The organism is Ruegeria sp. AG7 (assembly GCF_056541545.1).
In genome coordinates this window covers 556082-571555 of record NZ_JBQFYP010000001.1, presented here as the reverse complement: position 1 = coordinate 571555, position 15474 = coordinate 556082, and the positions used below count along the sequence as shown (strand labels likewise).

16 protein-coding genes, 1 other RNA gene and 1 riboswitch are annotated in these 15474 nt (G+C 58.9%); of the genes, 6 read left to right on the top strand and 11 right to left on the bottom strand.

Annotated features, from left to right (window positions below):
- Nucleotides 1–229 precede the first annotated feature (229 nt).
- Entirely contained in the window at nt 230–1690 is a 1461-nt protein-coding gene (gene pdxR, locus ACR0BF_RS02980) for a MocR-like pyridoxine biosynthesis transcription factor PdxR (RefSeq protein WP_480624229.1), read from the bottom strand.
- A gap of 133 nt (nt 1691–1823) precedes the next feature.
- On the opposite strand from pdxR, the gene ACR0BF_RS02975 reads away from it, so the two are divergent.
- Nucleotides 1824–2132, top strand: coding sequence for an ArsR/SmtB family transcription factor (locus ACR0BF_RS02975; RefSeq protein ID WP_480624228.1), 309 nt, complete (start codon nt 1824–1826; stop codon nt 2130–2132).
- Nucleotides 2125–3156: a permease gene (locus ACR0BF_RS02970; protein ID WP_480624227.1), complete on the top strand. Its 1032-nt coding sequence runs from the start codon at nt 2125–2127 to the stop codon at nt 3154–3156. The genes ACR0BF_RS02975 and ACR0BF_RS02970 overlap by 8 nt, the downstream gene beginning before the upstream one ends.
- Nucleotides 3157–3211: 55 nt before the next feature.
- Here the strand turns inward: ACR0BF_RS02970 and ACR0BF_RS02965 are convergent, their stop codons facing one another.
- Together ACR0BF_RS02965 and ACR0BF_RS02960 are read right to left on the bottom strand one after the other, a co-directional pair.
- Nucleotides 3212–3601 (bottom strand): hypothetical protein, encoded by a 390-nt coding sequence (locus tag ACR0BF_RS02965; RefSeq protein WP_480474103.1) that lies wholly within the window; start codon nt 3599–3601, stop codon nt 3212–3214.
- Between the two features lie 51 nt (nt 3602–3652).
- The gene (locus ACR0BF_RS02960) at nt 3653–4414 is read right to left on the bottom strand and encodes a DUF1013 domain-containing protein (RefSeq protein WP_480474102.1); all 762 of its coding nucleotides are present in this window, start codon (nt 4412–4414) and stop codon (nt 3653–3655) included.
- 130 nt (nt 4415–4544) lie between these two features.
- Between ACR0BF_RS02960 and ACR0BF_RS02955 the strand changes: the two genes are divergently transcribed.
- Complete coding sequence (locus tag ACR0BF_RS02955; RefSeq protein ID WP_480624226.1) at nt 4545–5174, top strand: ribonuclease T2 family protein; 630 nt, start codon at nt 4545–4547, stop codon at nt 5172–5174.
- Here the strand turns inward: ACR0BF_RS02955 and ACR0BF_RS02950 are convergent.
- A complete protein-coding gene (locus ACR0BF_RS02950; protein WP_480607119.1) occupies nt 5171–5668 on the bottom strand; it encodes a hypothetical protein in 498 nt (165 codons plus the stop codon). The genes ACR0BF_RS02955 and ACR0BF_RS02950 overlap by 4 nt on opposite strands.
- A 161-nt stretch (nt 5669–5829) precedes the next feature.
- Between ACR0BF_RS02950 and ACR0BF_RS02945 the strand changes: the two genes are divergently transcribed.
- Nucleotides 5830–6678 carry a class I SAM-dependent methyltransferase gene (locus ACR0BF_RS02945; protein WP_480520953.1) on the top strand — a complete coding sequence of 283 codons (849 nt, stop codon included), beginning with the start codon at nt 5830–5832 and terminating at the stop codon, nt 6676–6678.
- A 59-nt stretch (nt 6679–6737) separates the two neighbouring features.
- On the opposite strand, the gene recR is transcribed toward ACR0BF_RS02945, so the two are convergent.
- The 3 genes from recR to ACR0BF_RS02930 all read right to left on the bottom strand — a co-directional run bounded on the left by recR (nt 6738) and on the right by ACR0BF_RS02930 (nt 9701).
- Entirely contained in the window at nt 6738–7331 is a 594-nt protein-coding gene (gene recR, locus ACR0BF_RS02940; RefSeq protein ID WP_480624225.1) for a recombination mediator RecR, read from the bottom strand.
- A gap of 61 nt (nt 7332–7392) precedes the next feature.
- Nucleotides 7393–7746, bottom strand: coding sequence for a YbaB/EbfC family nucleoid-associated protein (locus ACR0BF_RS02935; protein WP_209507712.1), 354 nt, complete (start codon nt 7744–7746; stop codon nt 7393–7395).
- Between the two features lie 191 nt (nt 7747–7937).
- The gene (locus ACR0BF_RS02930; RefSeq protein WP_480624224.1) at nt 7938–9701 is read right to left on the bottom strand and encodes a DNA polymerase III subunit gamma/tau; all 1764 of its coding nucleotides are present in this window, start codon (nt 9699–9701) and stop codon (nt 7938–7940) included.
- 172 nt (nt 9702–9873) lie between these two features.
- On the opposite strand from ACR0BF_RS02930, the gene ACR0BF_RS02925 reads away from it, so the two are divergent.
- On the top strand, nt 9874–10386 hold the full coding sequence (locus ACR0BF_RS02925) for a protein-tyrosine phosphatase family protein (protein ID WP_480474097.1): 513 nt from the start codon (nt 9874–9876) through the stop codon (nt 10384–10386).
- Here ACR0BF_RS02925 and ACR0BF_RS02920 read toward each other — a convergent pair.
- Complete coding sequence (locus ACR0BF_RS02920) at nt 10378–10785, bottom strand: hypothetical protein (protein ID WP_480624223.1); 408 nt, start codon at nt 10783–10785, stop codon at nt 10378–10380. The two genes, ACR0BF_RS02925 and ACR0BF_RS02920, sit on opposite strands and share 9 nt — an antisense overlap.
- Nucleotides 10786–10876: 91 nt before the next feature.
- A riboswitch (cobalamin riboswitch) is annotated at nt 10877–11095 on the bottom strand.
- A 133-nt stretch (nt 11096–11228) separates the two neighbouring features.
- Here ACR0BF_RS02920 and ACR0BF_RS02915 point away from each other — a divergent pair.
- A complete protein-coding gene (locus ACR0BF_RS02915) occupies nt 11229–12086 on the top strand; it encodes an alpha/beta hydrolase family protein (protein WP_480624222.1) in 858 nt (285 codons plus the stop codon).
- Nucleotides 12087–12122: 36 nt separating this feature from the next.
- On the opposite strand, the gene rsgA is transcribed toward ACR0BF_RS02915, so the two are convergent.
- The 3 genes from rsgA to ACR0BF_RS02900 all read right to left on the bottom strand — a co-directional run bounded on the left by rsgA (nt 12123) and on the right by ACR0BF_RS02900 (nt 15316).
- The gene (rsgA, locus tag ACR0BF_RS02910; RefSeq protein WP_480520944.1) at nt 12123–13151 is read right to left on the bottom strand and encodes a ribosome small subunit-dependent GTPase A; all 1029 of its coding nucleotides are present in this window, start codon (nt 13149–13151) and stop codon (nt 12123–12125) included.
- 158 nt (nt 13152–13309) lie between these two features.
- Nucleotides 13310–13408: signal recognition particle sRNA small type (gene ffs, locus ACR0BF_RS02905), an RNA gene on the bottom strand.
- A gap of 39 nt (nt 13409–13447) precedes the next feature.
- Nucleotides 13448–15316, bottom strand: a complete 1869-nt coding sequence (locus tag ACR0BF_RS02900) for a bifunctional 2',3'-cyclic-nucleotide 2'-phosphodiesterase/3'-nucleotidase (RefSeq protein ID WP_480624221.1) — start codon at nt 15314–15316, stop codon at nt 13448–13450.
- Nucleotides 15317–15474 lie beyond the last annotated feature (158 nt).

Sequence of the window (15474 nt, the reverse complement as noted above, 5' to 3'; positions counted from 1 at the left end):
AGGTCCGAAATCGGCATCATCGCCGAGCCAATGATCCCAAACGCATGCTCAATACCATGCATCTGCAAAACCTTAACAAAGGCCTCTTCCGTCGTCATCTTCATAGGGGTGCTCTCCAAGCAAGAGTGAGGAAACCGGGCACCGGGGCCCGGGGGTTGATATGGTTTTGGCGTAAGGGTGCGACCTGCGTTAGGGCCAGACGCGTCTGCGGAATATGTCCAGTGCGACCTCAGGCAGCCCGGATGGCTTCCGCGATAAGTTCGACGCCGGGGCCTATGCGGTTGGTCGAAATAGAAGAGTACCCGAGGCGGTAGAAGTTCTGCGGCCTGTCGGGCCCCGAGAAAAACGGAGCACCCGGCTCGATATGAACGCCCTGGTTCTGTAGTCGGAGCGCAAGCTGCGTTGTGTTGACGTGCTCAGGGGCCGACATCCACATTGATGAGCCGCCCATTACACCCCGCCCGGCCACTGTCAGCCCGCTTTCCTCGATGGCTTTGTCCATCGCATCGCGCCGCTCTTGCAGGGCTTTCGACATACGTCGGATCTGCGCGTCGTAATGGCCCAATGACAGAAAATACGCTGCCGTGCGCTGAATATGACCCGGAGGGTGGCGCAGGACCAACGAGCGAAGCGCACGTGCTTCGCGGATGAAAGGTTCGGACCCGACCATATATCCAAGCCGCAATCCCGGGAACAGCGATTTGGAAAAACTGCCCACGTAAATCACGCGCCCATCCCGATCCATGGACTTGAGTGCAGGCGAAGGTGCGCTGCGAAAGGCCATCTCGAATTCATAGTCGTCCTCGACAACCATTGCATCCAGATCGCGTGCCCGATCCAGTAGCTTGTTGCGGCGGTCGACCGGCATCGTCGCGGTTGTCGGGCTTTGATGGCTGGGGGTGGTAAAGATGACATCCGCTTCGTCGGGGATCGCCTCCGGTGGCAAGCCGTCGCGATCGACGCTCAGGGGCGTCACAGCGCAGTCCCAGTGGTTCAAAAGGCTTCGCAGCGCGTAGTAGCAGGGATCTTCGATTACGGCCGTGCGATTGTGGGTCAGCAAAATGCGAGAGGCCAGCCAAAGCGCGTTCTGCGCGCCCAGGGTGATCAAGATCTCTTCGGGGCGGGCAACGATACCACGGCGCGGCAGGGTGTGGCGCGCGATGAACTCGATCAACAACGGATCATCCTGATCCACGTAATCCCCTGTCAGCGAATCGAAGTCCTTATGCCCCAATGCGCGAACCGCACACAATCTCCAGTTGGCGTGATCAAACAGGGTCCGGTCGGCCTGACCGTAGATGAACGGATAGCGGTATTCGCGCCAGTTGCTGGGTTTCGGCAGGACGTCGCTGTCCAGAAAGCGGCGCGCCAGTGCCCTGTCCCAGTCGACAGATTCCGTGCCGCGCTGCACGGGCGAGTATTTGGGCGGAACCGGCGCGTTTTGCGAGACGTAATATCCTGACCGGCCCTTTGCCGTCAGATAATCATTGGCCAGCAACTCGGTATAGGCCAGCGTCACCGTGATGCGGCTGACACCCAGATGTGCGGCCAGCTTTCGCGAGGATGGCAGTTTTTCCCCCACGTGAAAGCGACCGGACAGAATGCCCTCGGCAATCATCTGCTGGATTTGGGCCTGCAACGTGCCCTGACCGTTGAGCTCAAGAAAGAATGTTTCGACCGATATCCCCATGCCTGCTTATAGGTTGGACTTAAGGCAGGGGCAATCTGGACTTACAGTGCCATGGAAAATTTTCCCAAGGTGGGTTGACCAGGATTTATTATAAAACTAAAAAACTAGAAATCTAGTTTAATGGAGGCGACTCATGTGGGAAACTGCTGCTGCCGGATTTTCCGCCATGGGCTCGGAAGCCCGGCTGAAAGTCCTTAAGACACTGGTGCGGGCTGGTGAGGCCGGTCTGACCGTTGGCGAAATCCAGAACCGGACGGGGATTGCCCCGTCGACTTTGGCGCACCACCTGCGGTTTCTTGCAGCCGGAGGTGTGGTTGAGCAGGAAAAGATCGGTCGCACCACGATCAACCGGGCCTGTTATGATGAATTGAAGACGCTGGCGCAGTTCATTCTCAGTGAATGCTGCGCTGACGCGTTTGGAAAGGCGGCCAACGATGGCTGAATTGACGCAATCCCCCCGACTGACCGCTAAAGGTGCGCTTGAGATAATCAAGACGCCCTGGGCATTGATCGTCGTCATTCTTGTGGTGGTGGCCGTTCTCGACCCCGGCAACCTGCGTGAGGTTGTGAGTTTTGCAGTCAGGGCTTTGGCGCATACTGGACAATACATCCTGTTTGCCGTGCTTCTGTTGTCATATCTCAAGGCGACAGGGGCCGAGGTGATGGTGGCGCGCGCCTTTGAAGGGCGCGAGACCCGGATGATCTTTCTGGCCGCCCTGTTCGGCGGACTCGCACCATTTTGTTCTTGCGAAGTCATTCCCTTTATTGCGGGCCTGCTTGCACTCGGAGCGCCCCTGTCGGCCGTGATGGCGTTCTGGCTCAGCTCGCCATTGATCGACCCACCGACGCTTTTGATTACGGCTGCTGCACTGGGGTGGCCCTTTGCGATCGGCAAGGCGGTTGCCGCCGTTGCGCTTGGCCTGTTCGGCGGGTTCGCGGTTCGGTGGCTGATGCGGCAGGGGGCATTTGCTCAGCCCTTGCGCGAATACAAGCCTGCAGGGTGCTGCGGATGTGGTCCGAAAGCGGATGACAAGCCGGTCTGGAAGTTCTGGCAAGAGCCCGAACGCCGGGTTCGGTTCCGTTCGGAATTCGTACACAACGGGCTGTTCCTGCTGAAGTGGCTGGCACTGGCCTATGTGCTCGAGGCGCTTTTGGTCAACTATGTGCCTGCGGACCTGATCGCTGGCGTCGTTGGTGGAGAAGGCGTGCTGCCGATCATCGTTGCCGCACTGGTGGGGATGCCAGCCTATCTGAACTCTTACGTCGCGCCGCCGCTGCTGGCAGGTCTGATCGATCAGGGCATGACCGCAGGGGCTGCGATGTCGTTCATGGTTGCGGGTGCCGTCAGTTCCATTCCGGCGATGGCCGCAGTCTGGTCATTGGTCAAACCATGCGTGTTTGTCACCTACCTGAGCCTTGGTGTGGGGGGCGCAATAATCGCAGGCATCATCTTTCAGGTGGTATGAACGAAAAAGCCGCCCGGCGTCAGCATCGGCGGCTTTGTTTGGTCTGAAATCTTGATCAACCGGACTCGCAGAGACGGGGCAGTTTGAACCGATACCGGGCTTCACCGCTTTTCACGTAGATGCGTTTTTCCACGCAGGCCGTCGTTCCTACGGTTTTTGAAATCTGCGATTCGGTCGACGTGATCGACGTGGCCGATCCATCGGGCAGGCGAACCGAGGCTACGACGCCGTTCTTCAGGTCCCCGTTCACCGGCGTTGCGGACAGAACCGGTACGATCAGGAAAGCCTCGTGCTCATGTTCGCCTTCGTCCCCCAGCAGAAACAAGGTGGTGACGATGGCGATCATGACAACACCACCCGCCAGACCCAGCCCCCATGTCCTGAGAAAGGCATAGATCGTTACGGCGCGGTGCGGACCGAAAATCGCGGAAAGAATGCTCAGCATGACAAGTCCGTCAAAAAAGCCCCAGCCGTTCCGACCGGGGCTGATTGCCTGTTATAGACGAGGATCATCCTCGTCTTCATCATCCGCCCCGCCTTTGGGCAGGTTGAAGAAACTGTCGGCGTCGATGATAGGCTCGTCGTCTTTGTCATCCGAGCGATCATCGGACAGCGAGAAGGTTTCCAGACCTTCGATCGCGGTCGGGATTTTCGGCGCAGCGTCCATTTCCAGCGACTGCTCGGTCGAAACCAGTTTGCGACGCTCGTCATCGCTCATCACGCCGCCTTCGGCCGCTTTCTTGGCAGCGGCCTTCTGCACGATCGCATCCAGTTCGGACTGTTTGCACAGGCCCAGCGCAACCGGGTCGATCGGCTGCATGTTCGAGATGTTCCAGTGCGTGCGCTCGCGGATCGACTGGATGGTCGGCTTGGTGGTGCCGACCAGCTTGGCGATCTGGCCGTCGCTGAGTTCGGGGTGGAACTTGACCAGCCACAGGATCGAGTTCGGACGGTCCTGACGCTTGGACAGCGGGGTATAACGCGGGCCACGGCGCTTTTCTTCGCCGGATGCCGCCGGGTTGAACTTGAGCTTCAGCTTGTGCAGGTGGTTGTTCTGCGCGGCGTCGATCTCATCCTGGGTCAGCTGGTTGTTTGCGATTGGGTCAAAGCCCTTTACGCCTGCGGCCACATCACCATCGGCGATGCCCTGCACTTCCAGTTCGTGCATCCCTACGAAATCCGCGATCTGCTTGAAGCTGATCGTGGTGTTGTCCACCAGCCATACGGCGGTTGCCTTGGCCATAAGCGGTTTTGCCATCAGCCCGTCTCCTATACATACATCTTTCCCGTCGCCGGAATTCGGCGGCCCCTTGGTCTTGGGGCAGGTTTCCGTTGTCGGGGAACTTGGCCCGTATATAGTCGCCACGCAGCAAGAAGGGAAGAGGCGAATGCGCTGGGTCGTATTGTGGGTTTTCAGCGCGATGGCAGCGCTGGCCGATGGTGAAAAAGCGGGTGAGTTCGACTATTACGTCTTGTCGCTTAGCTGGTCGCCCAATTGGTGCGCCCGGGAAGGGGACGCGCGCGGGTCAGACCAATGCGACGACCGACACGACCACGGATGGATACTGCACGGGCTCTGGCCGCAATTTCATCAGGGATGGCCATCCTTCTGCCCCTCACCCGAGGCGCCGCCATCGCGCCGCGTGACGCGGGAAATGGAAGATATTCAGGGTAGTGCTGGCCTTGCATGGCATCAGTGGAAGAAACACGGCACCTGTTCGGGGTTATCTGCGCCCGACTATTTCGCCCTGTCCCGGCGTGCCTATGATGCGGTCGAACGCCCGCAGCTCTTCCGCAAACTGGACGCATCCGTCAAACTGCCGGCTTCGGTGGTTGAGGATGCGTTTTTGAAGGCCAATCCGGGGTTTGAGCGCGATATGATCACGGTCACCTGCAAACAGGGCTACATCGAAGAGGTTCGTCTCTGCCTGTCGCGCGATCTTGATCCGGTGCCATGCGGCCGCGATGTGATCCGCGACTGCACCGCCAAGGACGCGCTGTTCGATCCGATTCGTTAAAGTTTTTTGTTCTGGCAGTCCCGCGCATAGTCCAGCGCCTTGGCGGTGCCTTTCAGATCAATCGCCATCACCACCTCGCCTGCGGGATTGTAAACCGTCATCGTCTTGTTCTGGGCAATCGCGGTGACGAAATTCCGGTCGGTGAAAAAAACCGTCGCACCGGGCACTTTGCGTTCATTGAACCCGATAGCGGTGGCATCAAAGCTCTTGCCGTCCAGTTCGAACCGGATGGGATAGCTTTTACCCTGTTCAATATTGCCCCAGGCCTTGTTGTAAACGGCGAAGTACCCGCGATTATCCAATGCGTCATAGCCCAGCCGCACGACCGAGAGGTCCTGATAGACCGTCTGGATCAGACACCCGTTCCCAAGCGCGGGGTCCATCATGATGTTCCAGCCTTCGACAAAGCCCTTGTCGACCAGTTCCTGCGACAGGGCAGCGGTTGCGGTGAAGGCGGCGAAGGTAAAGGCGAGAAGGCGGGTCAAGTTAAGCACTCCCATCTAAAAAATGTGGTTGGCTGTATCTAACTGTAACTCTGTTTCAGGCAAACAGTATTCTCTGAAACCTGGTCCAGATGCTTCAGCAGTTTCAAAGTACGACAGTTTTGAGCGGCAACTATGCTACAGTGATTGCGTTCAAGAATGTGAGAAACGCTATGACTGCCAACAAAGCGCAGGCGGATTACTGGAGTTCAGCTCCGGGACTTCAGTGGATCAGGTTCGAAGAAGAACTGGACGCTGTTTTTGAAGCGGTGGACCAAGAACTCATCCGGCGAGCGGGTGATATCCATGATGCGGATGTACTTGATGTTGGTTGCGGAACCGGTGCCACGAGCCGTGCTTTTGCGAAAAAGCTGACCCCAAATGGAACACTGACGGCGTTGGATATTTCCAAACCGCTGTTGGAGCACGCTCAAGAGAAAGCTGGTAAGCTTCCCGTAAAATCAAGGTATTTTTTGATGGACGCGCAACAAGGTGCGATCCCAAGCGCGCCATTCGATCTTGTGATTTCGCGCTTTGGCGTCATGTTCTTTTCCGATCCGAACGCTGCGTTTGCCAATATACGAAAACACATGCGGGCACAGGGGCGTTTGATTGCAGCGGCTTGGGCTCCAATGGCAATAAACCCTTGGTTCGATGCTCCATGCAAAGCGGCAGTTTCACGTTTGGGGCCACCTGATCCTGCTGATCCCAACGCACCGGGACCTCTGGGTTTTCAGGATATCGACTACGTTGTCGATGTGTTGAAAAAAGCAGGGTTCAGAAATGTGAAAGGAGAGGTTTCGGCGATCACACTAAAACATCAAGGACCGCTCAAGAAAGTTTCTGATTTGGCTTCCAACATAGGACCAGCAGCGCGAATTCTAAAAAAGTATTGTGGAACGGATGCGGATGTCGCGGCAATACAAGAAGCCGTTATGGAAAAATTCAGGGTATTCGAGAATCCGGAGGGCGTTGGTATTCCCGCAAAGTTAAACTTTTTTGAAGCAGTTAACCCTGAATAAGCTTACAAATGACAGCCAGGTGACAGACTCGTGCAGCTGGTATATCATCCTTCGTTAGGCTACATTTCCTTGCGCGCCCTGAGCGCCGCCGTAATCGTCCCATCATCCAGATAATCCAACTCTCCGCCGATGGGCACGCCTTGCGCAAGTGAGGTCAGGCGCACCTGACCTTCCAGCTGGTCCGCGATGTAATGGGCGGTGGTCTGACCGTCGACAGTGGCGTTCAGGGCAAGGATCACTTCGGTGATCCCTTCGGCCAGAACCCGATCCCTGAGGCGGGGAATGCGCAGCTCGTCCGGACCGATGCCGTCCAGTGCGGACAGCGTGCCACCCAGCACGTGATAGCGGCCTTTGAAGACCCCTGACCGCTCCATCGCCCAGAGGTCGGCGACGTCCTCGACCACGCAGAGTTCGCCGGTCGCTCGGGCCTCGCTATTGCAGATGTCACAGATATCCGTGGTGCCCACGTTGCCGCAATTCAGGCATTCGCGAGCGGTGATGGCCACTTGCTGCATGGCGTCTGACAGGGGCGTCAGAAGCAGAGCGCGTTTGCGGATCAGATGCAGCACCGCACGGCGGGCCGAGCGCGGGCCAAGCCCCGGCAGTTTGGCCATTAGGTCGATCAGATTGTCGATTTCGCTGTTCGTGCCCATGGCCTGCCCTGCTTTGTACCGGAGAGAGCCTCCGGCGGGAGTATTTGGGAAAAGATGAAGCTCAGAACGGTAGCTTGATGTCCTTCGGCAGGCCCATGCTTTCGGTCAGCTTGCCCATTTCTTCCTGTGAACGTTCGGCGGCTTTGGCCTGAGCGTCCTTGATGGCGGCCAGGATCAGGTCTTCGACCACTTCCTTGTCGTCGCCGTTGAAGATCGACGGATCGATGTCCAGCCCTTTGAGTTCACCCTTGGCTGTGGCCGTTGCCTTGACCAGCCCCGCACCGGATTCGCCGACAACCATCATGTTGTTCAGCTCTTCCTGCATTTCGGTCATCTTGGTTTGCAGGTCTTGTGCGGATTTCATCATCTTGGCCATGTCGCCCAGTCCGCCAAGCCCGCCGAGTCCTTTCAGCATCAGTCGTCTCCTGTGTTTCTGTTTGGTTCTAAATACGGACCGCAGGCAGGCGGCACAAGAGGTCTCCCGCCTGTCCAGATCAGAGCGTCGCCGGCCGATAATTTATGCGCCCGCATTCCCTCCCTCAGTTGCAACGTGGAAGGGCGTGAGTATGTCAGGTTTCCTGAAACTTGGACCCACGGGCCTGGGGGCTAATCCTCTTCGAAGGGGTCCCATTCATCTTCGACTTCGGGAAGGGCCTCGGTCTCAACCTTGGCGGCGCGCTGTTCAGGTGTTTCGATCCGAATGATCTTTGCCTTGGGGAATTGCGTCAGAACGGCCTGAACCAGCGGGTGCTCTTCGGCCTCGGCTTTCAGGGCCAGTTCGGCCCGGTCCCGCACTTCCGCGATGGTCGCCGCATCCCCGTCCGAGACAATGGAGACGGCCCAACGATTGCCAGTCCAGCGTTGCAGGGCAGAGCCCAATCGCGACGCCAGATCCGACGGTGCCTGAGGCGTCGGGGTGAATTCGATCCGGCCGGGCTGGTACGACACAAGGCGCATGCCGCTTTCCACCTCGACAAGCAGTTTCACATCGCGGTTTGTGCGGATCAGTTCCACCACATGCCCGAAGGTTGGATAGCGGGCCAGGGCCGTCTGGGCATCCTGCGCCAGCGCGGCAACCGGTGCGCCACCCGCGCCGCGCGGGGGCGATGTATAGGCAGGCGGCGGGGTCGCGTTGGATTGCGTTGCCACCGGGGCCTGCCGGGACATTGACATGCCCCCGCCCGGCCCGCCGGGGGGCGGAGGCGGGCTGTCTTGCAGCCGTTTGATCAGTTCTTCGGGGCTGGGCAAATCGGCGACATGTGTCAGTCGGATAACGGCCATTTCGGCGGCCATCATCGCGTTGGGCGCCGCAGAGACTTCCTCCAGCGCCTTCAGCAGCATCTGCCACATCCGGGTCAGAACCCGCATCGGCAAAGCCTCGGCCATGTGCTGGCCCCGTGTGCGTTCGTCGGGGGAAACCGTCGGGTCTTCGGCCGCGTCGGGTGTGATCTTTACGACGGACACCCAATGCGTGATTTCGGCCAGATCGCGCAGCACAGCCAGAGGGTCTGCGCCTTCCGCATATTGCCCGCTCAGTTCAGTGAGCGCCCCTGCCGCGTCACCGCGCAGGATCATGTCCATCAGGTCCAGAACACGACCTCGATCCGCCAGACCCAGCATCGCACGGACCTGATCTGCCGTCGTCTCACCGGCCCCGTGCGAGATTGCCTGATCGAGCAATGAGGTCGCGTCGCGGGCCGACCCTTCTGCAGCGCGGGTGATCAGCGCCAGTGCGTCGTCGGCAATCTGCGCGCCCTCGGCCCCGGCGATCTTGCGCAGCAGACCGATCATGTCTTCGGGCTCAATCCGGCGCAGGTCAAAGCGCTGACACCGCGACAGAACCGTGACCGGCACTTTGCGAATCTCGGTGGTCGCGAAGATGAACTTCACATGTGCGGGCGGTTCCTCGAGCGTCTTGAGCAGCGCGTTGAATGCGCTGGTCGAGAGCATGTGAACCTCGTCGATGATGTAGATCTTGTAGCGCGCGCTGGCTGCGCGATAGCGGACACTGTCGATGATCTCGCGGATATCGTTGACGCCGGTACGGCTGGCGGCATCCATTTCCATCACATCGACATGGCGGCCTTCCATGATCGCGATGCAATGCTCGCACTGACCGCAAGGCTCTGTTGTCGGCCCTCCGGTTCCATCCGGTCCGATGCAGTTCATGCCCTTGGCGATGATCCGTGCCGTGGTGGTTTTACCCGTTCCGCGAATGCCGGTCATGACAAAGGCCTGCGCAATCCGGTCGGCCTCAAAAGCGTTTTTCAGGGTGCGCACCATGGCGTCCTGACCCACCAAGTCGGCAAAGGTTTCCGGGCGGTATTTGCGGGCGAGAACCTGATAGGCGGGGCTGGGCGTGTCTGTCATGTCTACTCGCTCGGATTCGGTGCTTCGGCACAGCGTAGTGGCGGCGGCAGTCCGCGTCCACTGTGGGGCGAGATGATTTTTTGTTTCAGAAACGGACTGGTTTCCAACTAAACTGGACCAGCGGATTTAATGACTCATTTTGTAAAGAGTACCTTGGGGGAGGACGCACTTCATGTCGCAGCTGGTCATTTTTGCTCTGCAGGTCGGAGGCGGAACGCTTGCCCTTACTTCAATGCCAGGGCGTGGCGGGGATTACGCCACCGATCTGGATACGATTGCGGCGTGGAAACCGGGCCTTGTGATTTCAATGACGACGGATGTCGAAATGCTTCAGGATGGCGCGCAGCATTTTGGCAGTGACATCCAAAGCCGGGCCAGCCGGTGGGTTCACCTGCCGATCGAAGATTTTGGAGCACCGACGCAAGCGGTTCGGAAGGCCTGGCCAGAGGTCAGCGCCACGGCCCGACACGCACTGTCGGGCGGTGGCCGGGTCCTTGTACACTGCCGTGGGGGGTGCGGCAGGTCCGGGATGATTGTTCTGCGACTGATGGTTGAATGCGGTGAACGCGCCAGCGACGCACTGGACCGCTTGCGGGCCGTGCGCCCCTGCGCTGTCGAAACCGATGCGCAGCTGGCCTGGGCGTCCCGGATCACCCCGGCACAGGTGGAAGTGGGATCAAGCTGAAAGCTGCTGTGGCGCGTAGCCGGTTTTTTGGGGGCGGATCGTTGAAACCTCGATCATGGCGCAAGGCAGGTTCGCGATGGTGCCCGAGGGCAGCGTGCTGAATGTAGGTCCAAAGATCAAATCAGCATAGGCATCCAGATCCCGAGTTGCCGTGTCAGGGTGTGTTCCACAGAAAATGCGAACGCTGTCGGATCGCGCTCTGATCGTTGCCATGCACCCTTCTGCGCAATGTGACAGCGCGCTGCTGCCTTCAAATTCGAAATCCTCGCTGGTGGCCGAAACCGCCTGCGCCATGGCTTCCGAAATCGAGCGGGCCAGTCGCGCCAAAGCCGGGCAGGTTTTCCCTGTCCGCTGGCACACCGTTGCGCTGTATTCGTGTGATTTTGTCTTCCAGATCATCCTGCGCCCTCCGCGCGTGGTGGGCTGGAATATTGGGGCAGGTGGGACAGCATTTCGCCGTCAGGACCTGCCCGGACACCCCGCCCGAGTTTCGGTTTCAGTTCCGATGGCAGGTCTCCTGACTTGCGGGTCATTGCTCTGCCGACCTTCCCAGCCCATAGGCCAGTGGTATTTCGGCATTGCTTACCGCTTACAGTTGCGGGGGCAGTCGCGGACTTGGTTGATGTCTGTGTGACCAGACAAACCGCACCGTGTTCCCTTTTCATCCCGACCTCTTGTAGGGGCCGGAAACCATCACACAACCGCTAGCGTCTGATCGCGTTCCGAGTCAAGCCGATCTTTAGGCCGGACGTTTGGTCATGCTGGATGCGGATTATGTTCCGGCCTAGTGTCGTCGGCATTGAAGGCAGGCAAACCGATTGTTTCAGTGAAAGCCGGGGATCATGTTGGATACGGAACAGACGGTGTTGATCGAAGATTTCAGCTTTCCGTCAGGGTCCGTGACCTTGTCGGCGCGGTTGTACCGGCCTGTGGGTGAGCCGGAAACCGTTGTTGTGCTGAACAGTGCTACAGGTGTGCCGCGTGACTATTATCGCCATTTTGCGCGATGGCTGGCTACCAAGCGGGGGGTGGCTTGCCTGACCTATGACTATCGGGACTACGGGCTTTCGTTGGTCGGCCGCCTGAAAGACGCGCGTGCTACAATGGCGGATTGGGCATTGATCGATATGCCGGCGGCACGGGCCGAGATGCGCAGGCGGTTTCCAAAGGCGCAGCACTGGACCATCGGCCATTCGGTCGGTGCGATGCTGGGGCCGGTGCAGCCGGATATCAACCAGATTGACCGTATGATCTGTGTGTGTTCGGGGCTGGTGACTTTGAATGATCACCCATGGCCCTATCGGGGGCTGGCGGGGCTGTTCTGGTATGGCCATGCACCGCTGATGGTGCGGGCGCTTGGCTATCTGCCTGGCAAAGCAATCGGGTTTGGCTCGGACCTGCCCGCCTCGGTCTACTGGCAATGGCGCAAATGGTGCACAGCTCCTCTTAGCTACGTTCCCGAGATCGGGCAGAATTTGCCTGATGCGCATTGGGGCAGTTCTGGAACAGCTGTGGATCTGTTCACGTTCGAAGACGACCAGATGGTTCCGCCCGAGGCGGTTTGGCGCCTTGCCGATCTGTATGGCCCCGGGGCCAGACGCCACCTTCTGAAGCCTGCCGAATTTGGGCTGCCGGAGATTGGTCACATAGGCGCATTTGCCCGGCGCAATGCAGCGGTCTGGCCGCGCCTGATCGCCTGATCAGACGCGACGCAGGTTTTCCATAACACCTTGCAGCTATGGCCGTTTGCGAAGCTTCTTGTCCTGCATGACACCGCGGACCATCTTGCCGAACGCCTTGTCCCGCGCCCGCGATTGCGCAACGGTTTCCGAGTTTCGCTGATCTTCGCGCCGCAGCTTGCGCCAACGGTCCAGCCGCGCCGGATCAAGAACGCCCTTGCCTATTGCGTTCTGCACGGCACAGCCGGGCTCGGTCTCGTGCTGACAATCCGAAAAGCGGCAGCTTTGGCCAAGCTCTGTGATGTCCGAGAACACGTTGTCGATCCCGTCCTGAGCGTCCAACAAACGCAATGCGCGCATTCCCGGCGTGTCAATCAGCCAGCCACCGTTACCCATCCGGTGCAACGCGCGCACCGTTGTCGTGTGCCTGCCCCGTGCGTCGTCTTCGCGAATTCCAGAGGTGGCGAGGTTTTGATCCGTCATGGCGTTGCTGAGCGTCGTTTTACCCACGCCCGACGACCCGACCAGCGCGCCGGTCTGGCCTTTGGGGCACCATGCCAGAACCTTTTCGATATCTGCCGGGTCCAGCGCATTGATCGCCAGTACCGACAAAAAAGGGTCCAGAGATTGCACTTGTCCCGAGAAACTGCCGGGGTCATCCGACTGGTCAGCTTTCGTCAGGACAACGACAGGATAACATCCGGCCTGATGTGCCAGCGCCAGATAACGTTCCAGCCGGGGCAGGTTGAAATCGGCGTTGCACGAGCTGACGATGAACAACACATCGACATTGGCTGCTATCAGTTGTGTTGCGGCACCTGTACCGGCAGCCCTGCGTTGCAGCAGGCTGCGCCGGTCCAGAATGTGACGCACGCGGTTTTCGGCGTCGGCAAGGACCCAATCCCCAACGGCATATGAACCGGTCGGATTATCCGGTGTCAGCAAAGGGATATCACCATCCGGGCTCAGCCCGATCAGACGGTCCCGATGTACCGATGCGATACGAAAGGGCGTGTCAGAAGGAAAAACCGCATGCTGCGCGGCAAAGTAAGAGGACCATCCCAGGTCCGAAAGCGTATAAGACATTTATCTGCCTGTTTTCAGAAACAGCAATGCCAACGGATGGCATGCGCGCATCCGCAGGTCGTGTGTTCAGGCAGTCCGGTGATTCCGGTGAATCAGAACCAGTCTGCCCGAAGGGTTTTCACTACAATCATAAAGCCCTCCTGTGGCTGTGGTTCACGAAGTGAGAGGTTGGACATCGACCCAAGCGGGGCTCGTTGTGGCTGCTTCCTTCCGGACCTGACCAGGTTGGCGAGGCGCTCGCCCGCGCCAACCTCTCGAGTCCGGATATAGGGAAGGCAACGGGAAAAGACAACCCGTCAGAGCGTCAGGCGGATGCGTTCAAATCCCCTGCCATCCGAGCCCAGCAACACGGGATCGAACCTGCGCAACTCATCCAAATATTTCGGGGCGCCCGCACCTGTGCGAAGAATTGTTGTCACGCCCCGCTGCGGTATCAGCGAGAACGGGTAGGGCTGCGTGACGATCGGATCGGGCGGAAGGTGCTGCGCCAGGTAATCCCGCACAAGGTCCTTGATGCTCAGCGGTGGCAGGCTGATGAACTCAGACGTTGTCGCATGCGGGAAATGCCCGCCTCCGCTGGCGCGGTAATTGTTCAGCGCCATAACGAACATCTGCTCCGGTCGTACGGGGCGGCCTGCATATGTCAGATCGCTGATCCGCCTGTGGTCTGGATGGATCATTTTCCCCTGCGCATCGTATCGAGGCGGCTGAGTAGGGTCGATCTGATAAGACAGTCCAAACACGATGTCGAAATTGTACCCGGCCCGTTCAGGGTTGATCAGTTCGGGCTCGGAACCGGGCTTTAACTGGTTGAATACGCTGGCCGACATCTCCAACCAGTCCAGCAGATGCGCACCGCTGATCCGGATTGCGCGCAGCTCGTTGGGAAACACATGCAGATCTGCGACATGGCGCAAACATATTTCTCCGGCGGGTACCTCGGTATAATGGCGGGGGCCTGAGCGCCCGCCGGATTTGGCAGGCGAAACAACCGACAGAATCGGCAGATCCGCCAGGTCTGTTCCCTGCAAAAGCGGGCGCAGTGCGGCGGCTTGCGCCGCAGCTACAAGGTTCAGCCCGCGATCCGGCGCACAGCAACTGAAATAGCTGTGCAATGTATCCGGGATATGTGCCACCGGTGCCGCAACGGATTGACGGGTCATAGGATGCGCCACCTCACACAGACCCGCAATTTCACGGTCTTCCCCGACGGCTGTGCCGTTGCTGATAACCGGGCGCAGTTCGACGCGGCTATCCCGGATTCGCACTTTGCCGTCCGGCCCGGCGGTCACGGCCAAATCGATAACCCCCAGGTAAGAGCCCGCTGATCCCGGCATGACAACGGGCGTTCCATGTACCAGCCCCGTCAGGTGATCGACCATCGGGGTATTGGCGTGGCCCTCTCCTGGAAGTGTCAGGTGGGTGTGCCCGGCCACAATGGCATCGATGCCTTTGATCGCGGCCAAGGGTATCACGGCGTTTTCCATCCCCGCTACCGGCTCGCTGCCCCCAAGGCCGGAATGGGCAAGCGCCACGATGATATCACAACACTCGTTGCGCAATGTCTGCGTCAGGGATTTAGCCGCAAGCAGGATATCCTCGACGACGATACCGCCATCCAGATTATGCGCCTCCCAACAGGCCGTTTGCGGAGGAAGAACCGAGAAGATGCCGATGCGAACGGGAATGTCTTCTCCGTTCAAAAGCACGGTGCGGTCCAGAACGGTGTATCGCTGCCAGGGCAGTGGTCCGCGCGTGCGATGCAGGTTGCTGCAAATAACTGGGCAGGGGGCTTGCGTCAGGATGTTGCCCAATGTCGCCAGCCCGAACCCGAGATCATGGTTGCCCAGCCCGATCGCGTCATAATCCAGGGCTTCGAACGCCGTCATCATCGGATGGGCAGTGCCACTTTTGGCGGCCCAATCGCCCATTGGGGTTCCCTGCAACGAATCCCCGTTGTCAAACATCAGCACCAGCGCGTCCTTGGCCTCTTGTCGGGCTGCGTGGATCAGGCTGGCGGTGCGCGTCAATCCAATCGTCTGGTCTGGCGTGTCGGTGTAATAGTCAAAACCGGTCAGGTTCATATGCAGGTCAGTTGTGGCCAGAATGCGAATTTTCCCACTGTCACCAATGGGCTGTACCTGCGTCGAGAAGGGGATCTTCACTTTGAGTATTCTGCTATTGAATGTGGGTATTGATTAAATCCATCAAAATTCACTCTAGATGATTTTTCCGAGGCCACCATGCGGCTTTTCAGCGGCAGGGTGGTGGATTTTCCGTCCCTGAATAGCCATTGCAACACAGGCCGAGACGTGGCAGCCCT

What these genes read in the sequence shown, in the direction of transcription:
- pdxR (WP_480624229.1), bottom strand. Translation starts at nt 1,690, where the DNA reads ATGGGGATATCGGTCGAAACATTCTTTCTTGAGCTCAACGGTCAGGGC.
- ACR0BF_RS02975 (WP_480624228.1), top strand. Translation starts at nt 1,824, where the DNA reads ATGTGGGAAACTGCTGCTGCCGGATTTTCCGCCATGGGCTCGGAAGCC.
- ACR0BF_RS02970 (WP_480624227.1), top strand. Translation starts at nt 2,125, where the DNA reads ATGGCTGAATTGACGCAATCCCCCCGACTGACCGCTAAAGGTGCGCTT.
- ACR0BF_RS02965 (WP_480474103.1), bottom strand. Translation starts at nt 3,601, where the DNA reads ATGCTGAGCATTCTTTCCGCGATTTTCGGTCCGCACCGCGCCGTAACG.
- ACR0BF_RS02960 (WP_480474102.1), bottom strand. Translation starts at nt 4,414, where the DNA reads ATGGCAAAACCGCTTATGGCCAAGGCAACCGCCGTATGGCTGGTGGAC.
- ACR0BF_RS02955 (WP_480624226.1), top strand. Translation starts at nt 4,545, where the DNA reads ATGCGCTGGGTCGTATTGTGGGTTTTCAGCGCGATGGCAGCGCTGGCC.
- ACR0BF_RS02945 (WP_480520953.1), top strand. Translation starts at nt 5,830, where the DNA reads ATGACTGCCAACAAAGCGCAGGCGGATTACTGGAGTTCAGCTCCGGGA.
- recR (WP_480624225.1), bottom strand. Translation starts at nt 7,331, where the DNA reads ATGGGCACGAACAGCGAAATCGACAATCTGATCGACCTAATGGCCAAA.
- ACR0BF_RS02935 (WP_209507712.1), bottom strand. Translation starts at nt 7,746, where the DNA reads ATGCTGAAAGGACTCGGCGGGCTTGGCGGACTGGGCGACATGGCCAAG.
- ACR0BF_RS02930 (WP_480624224.1), bottom strand. Translation starts at nt 9,701, where the DNA reads ATGACAGACACGCCCAGCCCCGCCTATCAGGTTCTCGCCCGCAAATAC.
- ACR0BF_RS02925 (WP_480474097.1), top strand. Translation starts at nt 9,874, where the DNA reads ATGTCGCAGCTGGTCATTTTTGCTCTGCAGGTCGGAGGCGGAACGCTT.
- ACR0BF_RS02920 (WP_480624223.1), bottom strand. Translation starts at nt 10,785, where the DNA reads ATGATCTGGAAGACAAAATCACACGAATACAGCGCAACGGTGTGCCAG.
- ACR0BF_RS02915 (WP_480624222.1), top strand. Translation starts at nt 11,229, where the DNA reads ATGTTGGATACGGAACAGACGGTGTTGATCGAAGATTTCAGCTTTCCG.
- rsgA (WP_480520944.1), bottom strand. Translation starts at nt 13,151, where the DNA reads ATGTCTTATACGCTTTCGGACCTGGGATGGTCCTCTTACTTTGCCGCG.